Below are 17,206 nucleotides of genomic sequence, written 5' to 3' on the forward strand. Positions count from 1 at the left end.
ATGTGTGGTATTGTCGGTATTGTTAGTCAAACACCAGTAAATCAATCAATCTATGATGCATTAACCTTGTTACAGCACCGTGGGCAAGATGCAGCTGGTATTGTTACTGTAGATGATGAAAATCGATTTCGTTTGCGTAAAGCAAATGGGTTAGTAAGCGATGTGTTTCATCAAGTACATATGTTACGTTTACAAGGCAATGCGGGCATTGGGCACGTTCGTTATCCTACTGCAGGAAGTTCTAGTGTTTCGGAAGCCCAGCCTTTTTATGTTAACTCCCCTTATGGTCTGACTTTAGTACATAATGGCAATTTAACAAATTCTGCTGATTTAAAAGAAAAACTGTTTAGTCTTGCACGTCGTCACGTGAACACCAATTCAGACTCTGAATTATTACTGAACATTCTGGCCAATCATCTTGATCAATTCAAAAAATACCAATTAGATGCGGAAGATATTTTTACCGCTGTTAAGCAAACTCATAAAGATATTCGTGGTGCTTATGCCTGTGTGGCAATGATTATTGGACACGGCATGGTGGCATTTCGTGATCCGCATGGTATCCGCCCTTTGGTTTTAGGTAAACGCGAAGAAAATGGCCATGTTGATTATATGTTTGCTTCCGAAAGTATTGCGTTAGATACCGTAGGTTTTGAATTTGTACGGGATATCAAGCCTGGCGAAGCCGTGTATGTGACCTTTGATGGACAACTTTATGCCAAACAATGTGCTGAAAATCCAACGTTAACGCCATGTATTTTTGAATATGTGTATTTTGCACGCCCAGACTCTTGTATTGACGGTGTGTCTGTTTATGCGGCACGCATGCATATGGGACAACGTTTAGGTGAAAAAATTGCTCGTGAATGGCAAGATGTTGATGATATTGATGTTGTCATCCCAATTCCTGAAACGTCAAATGATATTGCATTACGTATTGCCCGTGTATTAAATAAACCCTATCGCCAAGGCTTTGTAAAAAATCGTTATGTTGGACGTACGTTCATTATGCCTGGGCAAGCACAGCGAGTGAGTTCAGTCAGACGCAAACTCAACACTATCGCTTCTGAATTTAAAGATAGAAACGTGTTATTAGTGGATGATTCCATCGTCCGTGGTACAACTTCAGAACAAATTGTCGATATGGCAAGAGCAGCAGGGGCGAAGAAAATTTATTTTGCTTCTGCGGCACCTGAAATTCGTTATCCAAATGTGTATGGTATTGATATGCCAACGAAAAACGAATTAATTGCTTATGGTCGTGATGTAGATGAAATTGCCAAATTAATTGGTGTAGATAAATTGATTTTCCAAGATCTTGATGCTTTAACAGGATCCGTCCAACAAGAAAATCCAGCTATTCAAGATTTTGATTGCTCCGTATTTACAGGCATTTATGTGACAGGGGACATCACACCAAGTTACCTTGATAGCATTGCAGAGCAGCGTAGTGACAGTGCTAAACGTAAGCGTGAAAAAGACGCCACCAATTTAGAAATGCACAACGAAAGATAGTGTTATCAACATCACTTCATTATCAACCTCAACAAAGCCTAATTCCGTTAGGCTTTGTTTTTTAATCCAGTTCCAAAACTTTTCCAAAATCCACCGCACTTATCACCGCTATTCAGCAAGCTGGCTCAAAAATCAGACTATGTTATTATTTCGTTAAGTTTAGTAATCAATGATACAGAACATATTTTTGCCAAAATTTTAAGGTGGAGAAGGAAATGTGTTTGCGAAAATCGTTGTTCCAAATCTTTAACATTAAAGTAGCTCTCCTTGTATTAAGGAAGCGAGTTAAGACCTAAATCTATTATATTTACCGAGATGGTGTAAAATATTCGATGAATTATTTTTAAATTGAACAAGCCGAATGATGAATAATGCAGAAGAAGTATTATTTTTTTTGATGAGATGTTATCTTGGAAGAAAGATAGTTATAGATATATAAAAGAGAATGGCTTTAATGATGATGTTAACAATAAACTGCTTTCAACATTGAAAGTATCTTTAAGTCAATTTTGTACAGAAAAAATCATAAAATCCGCCTCAGTTAAATGTTTGGAGATACCTAAATATGATAAGACATTTCTTCAATGAGAAAAGATAGAACAAATTAATAAAATAAAATGTTATTCTTTATAAAAGAATTGAATAGATCCGCAAAGTTTATATAAATATACCTTGATTTATAAAAATAATTCATGGTTAATTGGTAAAAAAAGAATGGTATGTTGAATATGAGAAAAAATGGGAAAAGCATTATATTTAATCACATGGTTAGATGCAGTAAGCTGTCGGAATACTATAGAAAGCCATTGGGAGGAAAAGTCGCCAGAAATGAGGAAATTAGATGCCTAACTCTAATATGATTATTTAGAATATGTGTTTATAAATTGTTCTCACAGAGCAAGATGGAGATGTTTATTTATCACCTTTAAAATAGGAAGATAGTATGTTACTAGATGAACATGAATTACATGAATATGTACAGAAAATTGAAAATGCAAATTTACTTGAAGATATAGATCAAGAAAAAGCATTAAAAATATATATAGATTTATGGAATGACTTACCTGAACCCAAAAATAAACAACCCGAACAAATCTCAAATTGGATTATTGATTGTATTTTTGGAGTCTATTGTGATTTGAAACAATTTCGCCCAGCTAAGGTTTGGGCAATTAAAGGGCTCGATAATGATACGGCAGAAACTGGTTCTTATGAATATTTTCAAATGGGTAGAGTGTGTTATGAATTAAATGAATTTGATGATGCAATGAAATATTTTGATATTGCTTATCAACGCGGGAAAAAACGAGCTTTCCAAGAATTTGATAAAAAATATTGGGCTTTTTATTCTGAAAATAAAAAATAATGTATAAGAGCATGTGTTTCTAAACGTTGCTTAATTTTTCTAATATCAACAGTAAGTGTTCATTTCCTTTTTCACTTTTATAAGCTGTAAATTTTTTATCGACACTGACAGCTTGGTTTATTTCTAAACACTTTTTCAAAATCCACCGTACGCTTACGTTTTCTCATAAAAAAACGTTGCAAAAAAGACCGCACTTTTTCTTGTGATGCCTTTATTTAGAGGGGAAATAAAGATGCCCAGTGATGGTGAGTCAACTGGGCATGTGTATGATTAGGGTGGTTAGTTATTTCTCAATGTGGATTTTTCCTTCCTTCGCACTGTATGCTTTAAGTGAACGATCATACATACTTTCCGCATAAATAGCTGGAATTTGATAAGTACCTGCATTCGTTGCTTTTAAGTAGTAAACGAAGGTGCTTAACTCGGATGTGACATCGCCGTAGCTGACTATGCGATCTTCCCGTAATTCGTGATGTGTAATATGCCAGAAATCATCACCTTCTTCTTCCGTGTCAGATTGCCACTGCACTTCAAAGCCTGCAGGGTAAAGGTCGGTCACAATCACATCAGGGAGAAAATCTTGTGAAACTGACCGCACTTTGACAGTCACTTTAATCACATCACCGAGTTTGACTTTACTGATTGGTTTTCCTGCTTTATCTGTATAAGTGCGGTGAATTTCTAAGCCATTAGAGAAAGCTTTTTCAGGCACTTGTTGAGGATAACCTTGTTGGCTCAAGGCGAACCATGCCGCTTGTTCACTTTGATTTGCAAAGGTGATTTCCCCTTGATCGGCATGGATTTCCGCTAAGTGGAATATTCCTTTATTTTCGCCAATTGGTTGGTTAGCCAGCTTAATGTTTAATTTTTCAACCGCACCTTTTTGTTGTTCGCCATAAGCATCTAAGGCTAATAGCACCATTGCCGAAGACAGGGTGTTATAGCGTTGTGCATTTAAATCTTGCATGATACGGTCAAGCACTGTGTCGCTCACATTCGCTAAATGCTGTGGGAAATGACGAGCAATGACATATAGCATACTGCTATCTTGAATGAGTGGATCGCTGTAATCTGCATATTGCCATTGTACGTTGCGAGGTTGGTTAAGCTGTTTCATGCTGAATTGAATTAACTGTTCAGCTTGTTGATCTTGCTTGAGCAGTTTATAGGTTGCAGCTAACCAACTTGCTGTTGTGTCTTGTTGCCAATCTTCCGCATTGAAGTGATTGTCTAGCATCGTGCGAATAGATGATAAGGCATTGGATGGCACTTGACCTAAACGGGCGAGCAAATAAGCGGAATAAGCACGTTGACGGAGATTGCTTAAGGAATCGCCTTCTTTAGGTTGGCTGTTTTCTTCTAATGCCATCATACTTTTATGGAATAGACCATCTTGAACAAACCAAGCTTTTGGCAAGGTTGCTTGACGTTCTTGTGCTTCAATTAAGAAATGATTGACATAAGCGGTTAAGAATGGATTACCACTCTCCAGATTATTCCATACGCCATAGTGACCAAATTCATCTTGGCGACTTGGCAATTGTGCAAGCAGTTTATTGAGCGTGCGTTGGATATTGTCAGCATCTGCCGCATGGAATAGGGCCTCATGAGAGAGTGACAAGCTTTGTAATAAAGGTTGGTAGGTTTTGTTTTGGCTCAATAACAAGCTTGGGAACGCCGCACTGATCATTTGCTCGGTACAATAATTGTCATACTGAGTTAAGTAAGTGGAAATCCCTTGTGCGAGTACGAGCGGTAACGGTGAAAACAAGGCTTGTTGTTGACGATGTTGTGGGAACAAGGTCATTGGTAAGTCTTGTGTCAGGGTTTTACCTGCACCCACTCGCCCAATTTGGGTAACAAACTGTTTTGGTAGAGTAGGACGAACGGCAATATTAACATGACGTACCACCGTGGCAGTTTGTTGCTGTTCGTTTTGGTATGTGGCGGTAATTTTCACCTTGGCTGCGCCTAGGGTGTCTGTCGCTTTCAAACCAAAATTCAACATGGCTTCGGACATTGGGGCAATCTCCACGGTTTTTTCCGCTTGTTCCTCAATGCGAAGTTGAGGATCTGCATGCAATTTCACATTCACTTTTTGGCTAGTTTGGGTGTTATTGGCAATCACCACATTCATTTCAGATTGATCTGATGGCGTTAAAGTGAGTGGGGCATTAGGTGAAAGAATGAGATCACTTCGCACAGTGGTTTGAGTTTCCGCTTTTCCGACATGGCTGCCATTTTCACTGATTGCAAGTGCCATAACTTTTAAATTGCCATTAAAACTTTCTGGTACAGGATATTGCACACTGGTTTCACCATTCACCTCAATGATATCAGACCAATACGCCACAGGTTTATCCGCTTTACGTTTGAAAGGGTTGGTATTTGCCATGGCAAGTCTTGCGGCTAGCGACATTTCCTCATCGGTATCTCCCCCTGTTTGGGCAAACTGCATGATTTTGTTAAATTCAGGCAAGATCAAATCTAAAATTTGTAAGGTTTTTACTTGCAATGCCATTTTTGGGAAGAAATATTTGAGCGGATCGCCAAATTGATAGTTGGCGACTTGTAAAATCCCTTCATTCACTGCATACACAATGGCTTTCGTTGGACGATCACTTTGTAGAGTAAATGTGGCAGTTTCGCCCGATTTGATCATCTTCGGTGCCGTGAGTTTGAGTGCTAAACGATGATTATCCACGTTGACACTAAACGGGGCGACAGCATAACTCAGTGGGCTAGAGAAAATATCTTCTGAGTGGATATCTCGTGAGAATTGCACATTAATATAGCCACTGCCTTCAAAGTTTGCTGGCAATGTAATCCGTTGTACTGAACTGTTGGTATTGGATTTAAACCATTTGTAAGCATAAACACGATCCCGTTCAATGGTGATGAGACCGCTTCCTGTATAAGGTGCTTGGATTGCAACTTCGATTTCTTCATTTGGTTGGAATTGTTTTTTATTTAAACGCAATTTCAATTCGCTGTTTTTATCCATGGACACGGCAAGATTTTTATTGCCCACCACGGAATAGTAAATGCGATTGACTTCTTGATCGTTTTCATCCGTTAGCACTAAAACAAAGTCACCAGCTTTTTGTGTGTTGAGTTTAAAATCTAAGCCTGTTTGTGCTAATTGAATCGGCGTTTGTTCCACTTCCGTTTCGACTAATTGGGATTCGTATTTATAAGCACCAGATTGTTGCTGGGTTAACACCGAAACATATTCACGCTGCATCAAGGTGGCTTTTAATTTATCCGCTGCAATGGCGTTCAATGTTGGGTTAATTGCCAACAAATGCACGGTTTCTTCACTGTTTGGTTTTAAATAGGCTAAATCATGTTGGGATTTATAGCCTAATAACCAAGGTTGAGCCGAAACCATCACCGATTTCACGGTCGAAACAGAGCGTCCGCTGTCTGCCTCAAAACCATCAACGGTGAAGTAGAGCATTTGTGTGGTGTTTTGGGCGTAATGACTTAAATCAAGTGGATATTGCACTCGACCTTGCGAATCCGTTTGTTTACTTTCCAATTCTGTTTCATACAAAATCGCAGATTGATTACGTTGATTATCAAAGAAATGATAATCTGGATATTGGCTAAATTTAGGGAACAAGGAATGTAAAGTTAAATTTGCCCGCACTTCACGATGTTGAGCGGGTGTGCCAAATAAATTGGTGAGATCAACTGTTGCCACTAAATCTGCGGGTGAAATCCAACCATTGACGTGCGGTTGATTGAAGGATGCACGAATTTTTAAGGTATCTGGTTGGAATTCTTGCACTTGGAAGGTGCTTGAGCCAATTTGAATGTCATTTTGTTCTTCACCAATAAACACTTCCGCATACCATTCCCCCGTTTCTGCATTATCTGGCAAGGTAAAGGAAACCGCATTTAGACCACTTTTATCTACACGAAGTATCTTATCTAAGAAGGTTTGTCCACTTGGTGAGCTGATTTGAAATTGTAACGGCACTTTATCTAAGGTCGATTTCCAATCAAGGGATTTGGTTAAAATCCCAATATGCACGTTTTCGCTAGGGCGATAAATACCCCGATCGTTGAATACATAGGCTTTTAGGCTGGCATCATCATGCTGGTTCATGACACCATCAATATCAAAACGTGAGTAGTCTAACACTCGCTCGGCTTGCTTAATCGGTAAGAAAGAGAATTGCTCACCACGAGAAACAAGATACATCACTGGGGAGTGGGCTTTCGTGTATTTTTCCAAGCTACCAAAAGTCACAACCCCGTCTTCGTTTGATAATCCGTTTTCGATGATCGCACCGTTACGGCTAATGACAGAAACCGTTGCCCCTTCAATGGGCTGACCTGATTGAATGGATTGCACGAAAATCATTTGCGAGCCATCAACGGCTTTTTTGGCAATAATGCCCAGATCACTCACCACCACAAGGCGGTAATCGTTGTATTGATTTAATCCATCATTACGCCAGTCATACTGGTGTGAGGTATCCACAAATTCATTGTTGTCTGGTCGGTCATCAAAGCCTGAGACTTTCACCCAATAAACCCCACTTGAGTTACTTTTTGATGAAGGAAGGGCATTGGCTAAATCTACGCTAAAGTAGCTGGCTTCTTGTGGTTTTTTATGGCGAATTTGATAAACCTGATTATGAAAACGTGCTAGGTTATCGAATTTTAATTCACCTAAATTAGGATTTTGAAAATCCCCTTCGTTTAAGGCTGCGATATGGCGTAATTGCTCAGGCTGAATTTCACCAATATCTAACTGTACTTTTTTAAAGTTACGGGCAGTGAACGTTAAACGTTTATCCCCCAAGGTGGATAACAATGATCCTTTCCCGACAAACCCGACATATTTCGGATAATCAGGTGCACACACCACATTGCCCACTGGATTTTGGAATTGGTAGCCCCCCATGGCTGAAATTTGGTTAGTCATGTACAGATACAAACAGCGTTGAGCAGGAATATCCACGCGGAAATTTTGCACATTGTGATACGGTGTGGTAGTAGGAATCAGTTGGAATGAAACTTCTTGAGCTTGCTTAAGAATCTCTTGTGTGACTTGATTAAATTGCCAAGTTTTTTGCTGATTAGGATTCAATTCTGGCAATAAGAAGGCACGTAAATGATCTTGAATGTCTTTACCTTTTACCCCATGGTTAAATTGCAACCGCAAAATTTGTTCCGCCAAATTTTTTTCATTGTTGACTACGTTGATATGGCTGTGAAAGGAAAGGCTAAATTTAGTTGGCACGGCAACTTGACTAACTAAATCCTCTTTTAGGGCATTTTTGCCTAAAAGTGCGGTGATATTTTTTTGAATTTTGGTTTCAATCCATTGATTGTTGGTGGCGGCTAAATTGACGCTGTCAGACAGAATCCATGCCCCTAAATCATGATCGTCATAACGTACTTTAAATGTTAAAGGGGAAATGACATGTTGTGTATTATCTTGGTTTTTACGAATTAAATTAACTTGAATCCCTTTCTCAAAGGTTTCACGTGCGACAGGGTGGGTAAAGGTGACATGCACGATAGCGTGCCGAATATGTGCTTGATTAGGATCTTGGTGGAAATTCGCCTCATGAATTTGTGCATTGAAATCAGGCGTTTTGATGCGTTGTGTCTCTTTTAAGGCTTGGACATAATGTTGTTTCGGGTTCAAAATTTTTTGGTCGATTTTGACTTGATATTCTTGTCCCGCTGGCCAGTCTTGTTCAGGTTTAAAGGTGAGTATGCTGTCTGTATTCCAAAACCATTTTCCCTTGATCTCGGGGGTGATGGTCAGACCTTGTGTGATTTCTGTATTGACGGCGGTAATAGGGGCGGCAGGCCCAGAGAAACTGATCACTAAAGGATAAACCTCTTTATTACTGCCTTCATAATTTGTGATTTCTAATGGATTAATGGTAAAGCCAATCGCATTCGCATCATCTTGTTTGTTATCCCAACAACCCGATAGGGTAAAAATCAAGGCAAATAGCGATAAAAGGGAAAAAAAGTATCGTTTATGCATGGCCAAGCTCCTTGAGAAAAGAATTTTTTTCATTCTACTGAAATGCATATGAGCGGGCAATCTTTATTGTATGTATTTTGCACAACGTATTGTAATTAATTGCTAAATAAACAGATGAGTTTTCAGTTGAAATATGATAAAACTATCCATCTTAGTTTTAACCCATTGAGGAGAAAAAAATGTCATTACAAAATATTATTGAAGCTGCATTTGAAAAACGTGCAGAAATTACCCCAAAAACGGTGGACGCACAAACACGTGCAGCGATTGAAGAAGCGATCGAAGGTTTAGATAGCGGTAAATATCGTGTCGCAGAAAAAATTGATGGTCAATGGGTAACGCATCAATGGTTGAAAAAAGCCGTATTGCTCTCATTCCGTATTCATGACAATGAATTTGTTGCGGGTGCGGAAACCAATTATTACGATAAAGTCCCAATGAAATTTGCCGATTATGATGCACAACGTTTCCAAAAAGAAGGTTTCCGTGTTGTGCCTCCAGCGGCAGTGCGTAAAGGGGCATATATTGCGAAAAATACCGTGTTAATGCCTTCTTATGTCAATATTGGTGCTCGTGTTGATGAAGGCACAATGGTGGATACTTGGGCAACCGTGGGGTCTTGTGCCCAAATTGGTAAAAATGTACATTTATCTGGTGGGGTTGGCATTGGTGGCGTGTTAGAGCCAGTCCAAGCAAATCCAACTATTATTGAAGATAACTGTTTTATCGGTGCACGTTCTGAAATCGTTGAAGGTGTGATTGTGGAAGAAGGCTCCGTGATCTCAATGGGCGTATTCATTGGTCAATCCACAAAAATTTACGATCGTGAAACAGGTGAAGTGTTCTACGGACGTGTACCTGCGGGATCTGTGGTGGTGTCAGGTAGCCTGCCTTCAAAATGTGGTAAATACAGCCTATATTGTGCAGTGATTGTGAAAAAAGTTGATGCCAAAACCTTAGGTAAAGTGGGCATCAATGAATTATTACGTACGATTGATGAATAATGTATAAATCGGTCAGTGTTAAACGCCTTTGTCGCTATCAAAATTGACCGTTTTTATTTCACATTCTGTATTAATTGAGATCGCACGGGTGTTCGCCCCGTGCGATTTTTTTGTCCATGAAACAGCCCCGTGAATATTGGCTAGAAAGGGCGGTAAGCACAAAAGTGCGGTCAATTTTCAAAACGTTTTCACGATGAGCAGATATGAAAGGCGTGTTACACATATTTCCCTTCATGGCATAAAAAAGAATGCCCTGTGTAAAAACAGGGCGTGTTTAGGGTTATTTTTTCTTCGCCAGCATGGTGACAAATTTCATTTTGATACGGTTTCCGTTTTCATCCGTTTTATGGAGTTCCCCCATTTCTTCGTTGTATTTCACTAGCTCCCAGTCTTGGTAGTACTGTTTTAATTCCCCTTCTTTAAAGGTAAAGGAAAAAGGCATTGGACAAGGAAAATCTTGGGTGGACATGGCAGAAACAATCAAGTTATACCCACCTGAATGGGTGTGTTCTTGCATATTTTTAATGATCGCAGGAATACGTTCTGCATCTAAAAACATAAACACCACCGTAGAAAGGATAAAATCATAATATTCTTGAATGTTAGCACTATTAATATCGTAAAGTGCGGTCTGAATATTCAGATGTTCTTTTTCTGCGGTGTCTTTTAGAAATCTTAGGCTATCTTCTTTGTGATCCCACGCAGTAACCTCGTAACCTAACAAACTTAAAAAGAGTGCATTTCGTCCCTGTCCAGAACCTAGGTCTAACACCTTGCATGGTGTTAACCTTTCAACGGCGTATTTGACTTCAGAATGGGGAGGCGTCATGTTGTATTTTTTGCTGAAGTAATCTTCTTTTTTGCAATGAAATTCAAGATAGCATTCTAAATCATCAGTGAGCGGTTCGACTTTGTGCCAAAGCTCATGTTCTACGAACGGGGTTGGCGTATCTGGTGTGAAAATGTGTTCACGCAAGATTTCCCCTTCTTCGGTTAATTCATAAAATTTAAGTTTACCTTTGAGAATGGTCATTTTTCCCCATGTGCCAACCTTAGTATTATGTTTCTCTTGGAACATTTGAGGTAAGCTACGGGCTGTCCAAACGGGCATTCTTTTATAACAAATGAATTCGTTTTTCATAATTTCCCCTTATTTTTTGATAATAGTTGACTCCAATAGTAGGATAAGAAAAATGCGTTGCGATTGCAAACCCAATTTGGGTTATATTTTGTACATTATTCGGCATTGAGCCTTAGAATTGAAATAATTGTAAATATCGTTTGCTTTATCTGTGGTTAAGTGTTCTAATACAGCCTTGCTAGACCCGTCTTTATATAAGTTAGTTAGTACAGTTCTTCCTCATTTACAAGCGTCAAATTTGTTACTTGAAAAGCACTTTTACTCATCTTCATTATTTAAGTAACAGTTATTAGCACCAACGCTTGATTCAAGCATTATTTTAAATTTATTACACATAAGGAAGACAATATGTCTAAATTAACTGGTTCAGTAAAATGGTTCAACTCTGACAAAGGTTTCGGTTTCATCACGCCAACAGATGGTGGCAAAGATTTATTTGTTCACTTTTCAGGTATCATTGGTTCAAATTACAGAACCTTAAACGAAGGTGACCGTGTAGAGTACACTGTACAAGATTCACAACGTGGTCCTTCTGCCATTGATGTACAAGTGATCTAATTCGTTTGAGGAAAATACGTTAACGTTCATTCAACGTTAAACGGATTTCATTAAAGACTAAGCCCTGTATTTGCAGGGCTTAGTCTTTTTTATTTTTGGGGAAAGGAGAAAGAGAGACTGTTGCGAAGAAAGCGGGTTAAATATTCATTTGTTGGAATAAATTCAGTCTGTCTGGCACCAAATAAACCTGTTCATTGAGTTGATATTGGGCTTGCAAATAAGCCGCTTTCGTGAGAATGACCTCAATAGGTTGCTCACTTTGTGGGCTTTCAATTTCAATGCGTACCACAAAACCAATGGCATTGATATGGCTGATCTTGCCAGTGGCGAGGGCATTTTCCTTATCTCGTGACAGGGTGAGCTCATAAGGGCGGATATAGGCGGTGGCAGATTGATTTTCCACGGGGGCAGTCACATTTGCCTGTGTGATGTGATGAGCAAATTCGCCCACCACCAATTTTCCTTGATCAATATGCCCATTAAACACGTTCACATCACCCACAAATTGCGTCACAAAAGGGGTTTGTGGGGCGTGATAAATGCCATTAGGATTGTCTATTTGTTCGATCTGTCCTTGATTCATCACCACAATACGATCGGAAACATCTAAGGCTTCATCTTGATCGTGCGTGACAAAAATGCTGGTCACATTGAGTTCTTGGTGTAAATCCCGCAGCCAACGGCGTAACTCTTTGCGTACTTGGGCATCCAGTGCACCAAAAGGTTCGTCGAGCAACAAGACTTTCGGTTGAACCGCCAAGGATCTTGCCAAGGCGATACGTTGACGTTGTCCCCCAGAAAGTTGGTTTGGATAACGGTGAGCAAGGTGTGCAAGCTTAACCAGTTGTAAAAGTGCGGTCACTTTTTCACGAATTTCTTCTGATGAGGGGCGTTCTTTGCGAGGTTTGACTTGCAAGCCAAATGCCACATTGTCAAATACTGTCATATTTTGGAACAACGCATAATGCTGAAAGACAAAGCCGACCCCTCGATCTTTGGCGGATAAATGGGTGACATCACGATCCTCAAAGAAAATACGACCACTGTCAGCAAATTCTAAGCCAGCAATAATGCGTAGCAAGGTGGTTTTACCACAACCGCTTGGGCCTAAGAGAGAAGTCAATTGTTTTGGGTGAAATTGTAAATTAATGTTTTGTAAGGCGTGGAAACGGCCAAAATACTTTTGTAAATTTTCGATTCTAATCGACATGATTGTTCCCCACTAACACTGTCTATCATGTTGTTTTTGTTATATTTACTGGCTTTGAGCGAGGTTGACTTTTCGCTGTTGTAGCCAGTTAACCACATTTTGTAAGCCTAAGGTGAAAATGGCGAGCAATGCCAACAAACTTGCACAGGCAAACGCCGCAATAAATTGATATTCGTTATAGGTAATTTCCACATAAAGCGGAATGGTATTTGTTAAGCCACGAATATGCCCTGATACCACACTCACCGCCCCGAATTCTCCCATTGCCCGAGCATTGCTTAACATCACCCCATAAAGTAATGCCCATTTAATTTTAGGGAAGGTCACTTTCCAGAATAATGTCCACGTATTGGCACCCAAAATGAGTGCGGCTTGTTCTTCTGTGTTGCCCTGAGCCATCATCGTTGGAATCAGGGATTTCACAATCAGGGGAAAGGTCACAAACAAGGTGACAATCACAATACTTGGCACGGCAAACACAATACGAAATCCGTGATCAATAAACCATTTCCCCACCAAGCCATCTAAGCCGAATAAGAGTAAAAACATCAAGCCCACCACCACAGGGGAAATGGAAAAAGGCAAGTCTAGCAAGGCAGTTAACACGGCTTTCCCTTTAAAATTAAAATAAGCAAGGCTCCACGCCATCACCACGCCAATAAAAATATTAATCGGCAAGACAATCAGGGCGACTTTGATACTTAACCAAATGGCACTTAAAGCTTCTTCATCACGGATCGATTGAATAAATAATGCGATACCTTGTTCAAAGGCATAATAAAAAACCGTGATGAGCGGGGCGAGTAAAATCAGGGTGAAGAATGCCAATCCAATTGTAATCAATGTCCATTTTGACCAAGCAGCCGTGTTTTTCATTTATTTCACCTGTGTCATTTTTTTACTGAGTTGCCATTGCAATGTGTTAATTAGAAAAATCAAGATAAAGGAAATGAGGATCATCAACAGTGCCACCACCGAAGCGCCTTGCACGTCGTAAAGATCTAATTTCGACATAATAATCAGCGGGGCAATTTCAGACACTAAGGGCACATTGCCTGCAATAAAAATCACTGAACCGTATTCGCCCAATGAGCGTGCAAACCCCATACCTGCACCGCCAATCATGGCTGGCAACAAGGCTGGAATAATCACACGTCTGAGGGTAACCCATTTACTTGCACCGAGAATGCTTGCCGCTTCTTCATAGCTGGGATCAAAGCTTTCAAGCACAGGTTGAATAGCACGCACCACAAACGGCAAGCTAACAAAAATCAAAGCCACCGTAATGCCACTCGGGGTGTAGGCAATATGAATGCCCACTTTTTCCAATACCCCACCAATTAATCCCGTTGGGGCATACAGTGAGGCAAGGGCAATGCCAGCCACCGCTGTGGGTAAAGCAAAGGGCAAATCAATGAGTGCATTCACCATATTTCGTCCCCAAAACTGGTAACGTACCAAAATCCAAGCGAGCAAAAAGCCAAAAACCAGATTAATGACCGTAGCAAGTAATGCCATTTTGAAGGACAACAAGATAGACGCTACCACCCGTTCACTACTGATAATTGCCCAAATATCCGCCCCTTTTAGCTGTAATGCGGTCGCCACTAATAAGGCAAGCGGCAACAAAATCATTGACACTAACCACAACAAGGTGAGGGTGATACCACGCTTAAAAAAAGGTAAAACCGTTCGCATAGTGTTGATACTCCTATAAAACTCACTAAAAAATAACCGCACTTTTTTTGGAATGCAAAGAACAAAATTTTACTTGTTATAACAAAAATGAATATTTGAAAGTTTTGCTTTGTTATCAAAATTCATTTTAGTTATAAGAAATTCAGTTTTGTCATTTTTGAATTGATGAATTTTGTTTTATAAATTCACTATCAAAATGCACAGCAAAACAGCAACAGCGAAAAATGATGGTTTAGGAGAGCAAAAATGAAGAAAAGTGCGGTGATTTTTCTGGTTGTTTTAGTATCGATCATTGCCTTTATCAATCAGCAAGAAAGCCAGAAAAAAACGGTGTTGCTGAATGTTGCTTATGATGTGATTCGTGATTTTTACAAAGCCTATAACGCCGATTTTCGTCAAGCTCACCCTGATGTGTTGATTTCACAATCTCACGGTGGGGCAAGCAAACAAGCATTAAGTGTTGCCAGCGGATTACCTGCGGATGTGGTCACCTTAACCCAAGCGAATGATATTGACATGTTGGTGAAAAAAGGGTTGGTGGCGGAAAACTGGCAGCAAGCTTTACCCAATCATGCCACGCCCTTTGGATCTGTGATGGTGTTTTTGGTGAAAAAAGGGAATCCCAAACAGATTCGAGATTGGATGGACTTAGTGCGTGATGATGTCAAGGTGATTTTTGCCAATCCGAAAACCTCTGCTAATGGTCGTTTTGCCTATTTATCGGCGTGGGCGTATGCACAACAATTTCAGAATACACAGCAAACTCACGCATTTATGCAGAAATTGTTGGGTAACGTGCCTGTTTTGGAAGCAGGGGCTCGGGCAGCAACCATTTCATTTACACAACGCCAGTTAGGGGATGTGTTAATTGCCCCTGAAAATGAGGCGGCATTGGCAGCACAAGCCCTTGGTGAAGGCAGTTTTAGCGTGGTGTATCCGAGTTTGACGGCATATACCCCCGTTTTTGTGGCAGAAACTCGACATACCAAGGAAAACGACACACAGCAGATTTCACAAGCCTATTTGCAAGGATTGTGGTCGGAACAGGCACAGGAATTAGCGGCAAGACATTATTTTCGACCGACAAATGAAAAAACACTGAACAAATTCACCGCACTTTTTCCGCCAGTAAACAGTTTTGATGTCAATGAAAAATTTGGTGATTGGGCAACCATTAACCAAACCCATTTTGTTGACAACGCCTTATTTGATCAACTTTATATTAAAGCACAAGGGATAAAATGATGAATTATTTTCCATTATTCACCGATTTACACAATCGCCCCGTGCTCGTCGTGGGGGGAGGTGCGGTTGCCGCACGAAAAGTCAGCTTGTTACTCAAAGCCAATGCTGAAGTTCGCATTGTTGCACAAAAACTCAATGCCGAATTGACCGCACTTTGGGCACAAGCACGTATTGTTTGGATTGGCAAAGAATTTCACGCCGATCAAGTGCGGTCCGTTTTTTTTGTGATTGCCGCAACCGATGATGAACAACTCAATCAGCGAGTTTTTGTGGTGGCAGAAAGTCAGCAAAAATTCGTCAATGTGGTGGACGATCAAAAGCATTGTAGCTTTATTTTTCCTTCCATTATTGACCGTAATCCCATTCAAGTCGCCATTTCAAGTGGGGGAACGGCACCTGTTCTGGCTCGTTTATTACGTGAAAAATTAGAAGCCTTATTACCTCAACATTTAGGGGCAATGGCTGAAATCTCGGGTAAATGGCGTCAAAAAGTGAAAAATACCTTAAAAACCGTCACTGAACGTCGTCGTTTTTGGGAAAGTTTGTTTAACGGTCGTTTTGCCCAATTACTCAAAAATCGTCAAACAGAACAAGCCACACAAGAACTGGAATTGCAGTTGCAAGCGGATTATCAAGGGGGATCGGTGAGTCTTGTGGGGGCAGGGCCAGGGGATCCAGGTTTATTAACCCTAAAAGGCTTGCAAGAAATTCAGCAAGCCGATGTGGTGCTGTATGACGCCTTGGTGTCGGAAGAGATTTTAGAGCTTGTTCGCCGTGATGCGGAGCGTATTTTTGTAGGCAAACGGGCGAAAGGTCATCAAGTAGCACAGGAAGACACCAATGCATTGTTGGTGAAATATGCACAACAAGGTAAACGGGTGGTTCGCTTGAAAGGTGGCGATCCTTTTGTGTTTGGACGAGGTGGAGAAGAATTAGATGTACTGGCTGAACAGCACATTCCGTTTTCTGTGGTGCCTGGGATTACTGCCGCCATTGGTGCCACTGCCTATGCAGGGATTCCATTAACCCATCGTGATTATGCACAAAGTGCGGTATTTGTGACAGGGCATCGCAAAGCCGATGCGTCTGATATTGAATGGCAAATGCTGGCTCGTAGTCATCAAACCCTTGTGATCTATATGGGGACACTGAAAGCAAAAGAAATTAGCCAGCGTTTGCAAGAATTTGGCAGAGCCAGTGATACACCGATTGCCGTGATTTCACAAGGCACCCAAGATACGCAAAAAACGCAAATCGGGACCTTAGCACAGTTAGCCGAGATCGCCGAAAATGCCCCAACCCCCGCATTAATTGTGGTAGGCGAAGTGGTGGCATTGCACCACAAACTGGCATGGTTTGGGGAAGATAATGTGGCAAACAAAGGCTCACACTTCACCTTAAATAGCTTACGTGCCGACAGGGTGGCACAGGTTGCACAAGTGGCTTAAGG

General features: G+C 40.5%; 11 protein-coding genes. 6 read left to right on the plus strand and 5 right to left on the minus strand.

Annotated features, from left to right (window positions below; all coding sequences use genetic code 11):
- Nucleotides 1–1,515 carry an amidophosphoribosyltransferase gene (purF, locus tag ACPEEM_RS03285; RefSeq protein ID WP_424405953.1) on the plus strand — a complete coding sequence of 505 codons (1,515 nt, stop codon included), beginning with the start codon at nucleotides 1–3 and terminating at the stop codon, nucleotides 1,513–1,515.
- Between the two features lie 943 nt (nucleotides 1,516–2,458).
- The gene (locus tag ACPEEM_RS03290; RefSeq protein WP_424403571.1) at nucleotides 2,459–2,881 is read left to right on the plus strand and encodes a hypothetical protein; all 423 of its coding nucleotides are present in this window, start codon (nucleotides 2,459–2,461) and stop codon (nucleotides 2,879–2,881) included.
- Nucleotides 2,882–3,164: 283 nt separating this feature from the next.
- Here ACPEEM_RS03290 and ACPEEM_RS03295 read toward each other — a convergent pair whose 3' ends face one another.
- Complete coding sequence (locus tag ACPEEM_RS03295) at nucleotides 3,165–8,900, minus strand: alpha-2-macroglobulin (RefSeq protein WP_424407711.1); 5,736 nt, start codon at nucleotides 8,898–8,900, stop codon at nucleotides 3,165–3,167.
- Between the two features lie 179 nt (nucleotides 8,901–9,079).
- Between ACPEEM_RS03295 and dapD the strand changes: the two genes are divergently transcribed.
- Complete coding sequence (dapD, locus tag ACPEEM_RS03300) at nucleotides 9,080–9,904, plus strand: 2,3,4,5-tetrahydropyridine-2,6-dicarboxylate N-succinyltransferase (protein WP_424403567.1); 825 nt, start codon at nucleotides 9,080–9,082, stop codon at nucleotides 9,902–9,904.
- A 280-nt stretch (nucleotides 9,905–10,184) separates the two neighbouring features.
- Here dapD and tehB read toward each other — a convergent pair whose 3' ends face one another.
- Nucleotides 10,185–11,045: an SAM-dependent methyltransferase TehB gene (gene tehB / locus ACPEEM_RS03305; RefSeq protein WP_424403565.1), complete on the minus strand. Its 861-nt coding sequence runs from the start codon at nucleotides 11,043–11,045 to the stop codon at nucleotides 10,185–10,187.
- A gap of 348 nt (nucleotides 11,046–11,393) precedes the next feature.
- Between tehB and cspE the strand changes: the two genes are divergently transcribed.
- On the plus strand, nucleotides 11,394–11,603 hold the full coding sequence (cspE, locus tag ACPEEM_RS03310) for a transcription antiterminator/RNA stability regulator CspE (protein ID WP_424403563.1): 210 nt from the start codon (nucleotides 11,394–11,396) through the stop codon (nucleotides 11,601–11,603).
- A 136-nt stretch (nucleotides 11,604–11,739) separates the two neighbouring features.
- Here the strand turns inward: cspE and ACPEEM_RS03315 are convergent, their stop codons facing one another.
- Genes ACPEEM_RS03315 through cysT form a run of 3 tightly spaced genes read right to left on the minus strand, consistent with a single transcriptional unit; the run spans nucleotide 11,740 to nucleotide 14,511 of the window.
- Nucleotides 11,740–12,813, minus strand: a complete 1,074-nt coding sequence (locus ACPEEM_RS03315) for a sulfate/molybdate ABC transporter ATP-binding protein (RefSeq protein ID WP_424403561.1) — start codon at nucleotides 12,811–12,813, stop codon at nucleotides 11,740–11,742.
- 45 nt (nucleotides 12,814–12,858) lie between these two features.
- Entirely contained in the window at nucleotides 12,859–13,689 is an 831-nt protein-coding gene (cysW, locus tag ACPEEM_RS03320; RefSeq protein ID WP_424405947.1) for a sulfate ABC transporter permease subunit CysW, read from the minus strand.
- Nucleotides 13,690–14,511, minus strand: coding sequence for a sulfate ABC transporter permease subunit CysT (gene cysT, locus ACPEEM_RS03325; protein ID WP_424405945.1), 822 nt, complete (start codon nucleotides 14,509–14,511; stop codon nucleotides 13,690–13,692).
- A 246-nt stretch (nucleotides 14,512–14,757) separates the two neighbouring features.
- On the opposite strand from cysT, the gene ACPEEM_RS03330 reads away from it, so the two are divergent.
- A complete protein-coding gene (locus tag ACPEEM_RS03330; RefSeq protein WP_424403555.1) occupies nucleotides 14,758–15,756 on the plus strand; it encodes a sulfate ABC transporter substrate-binding protein in 999 nt (332 codons plus the stop codon).
- On the plus strand, nucleotides 15,756–17,204 hold the full coding sequence (gene cysG / locus ACPEEM_RS03335) for a siroheme synthase CysG (protein ID WP_424408205.1): 1,449 nt from the start codon (nucleotides 15,756–15,758) through the stop codon (nucleotides 17,202–17,204). The genes ACPEEM_RS03330 and cysG overlap by 1 nt, the downstream gene beginning before the upstream one ends.
- The last annotated feature ends 2 nt before the right edge of the window (nucleotides 17,205–17,206 follow it).

The organism is Pasteurella pantherarum, assembly GCF_049670885.1.
Lineage (GTDB): Bacteria > Pseudomonadota > Gammaproteobacteria > Enterobacterales > Pasteurellaceae > Pasteurella.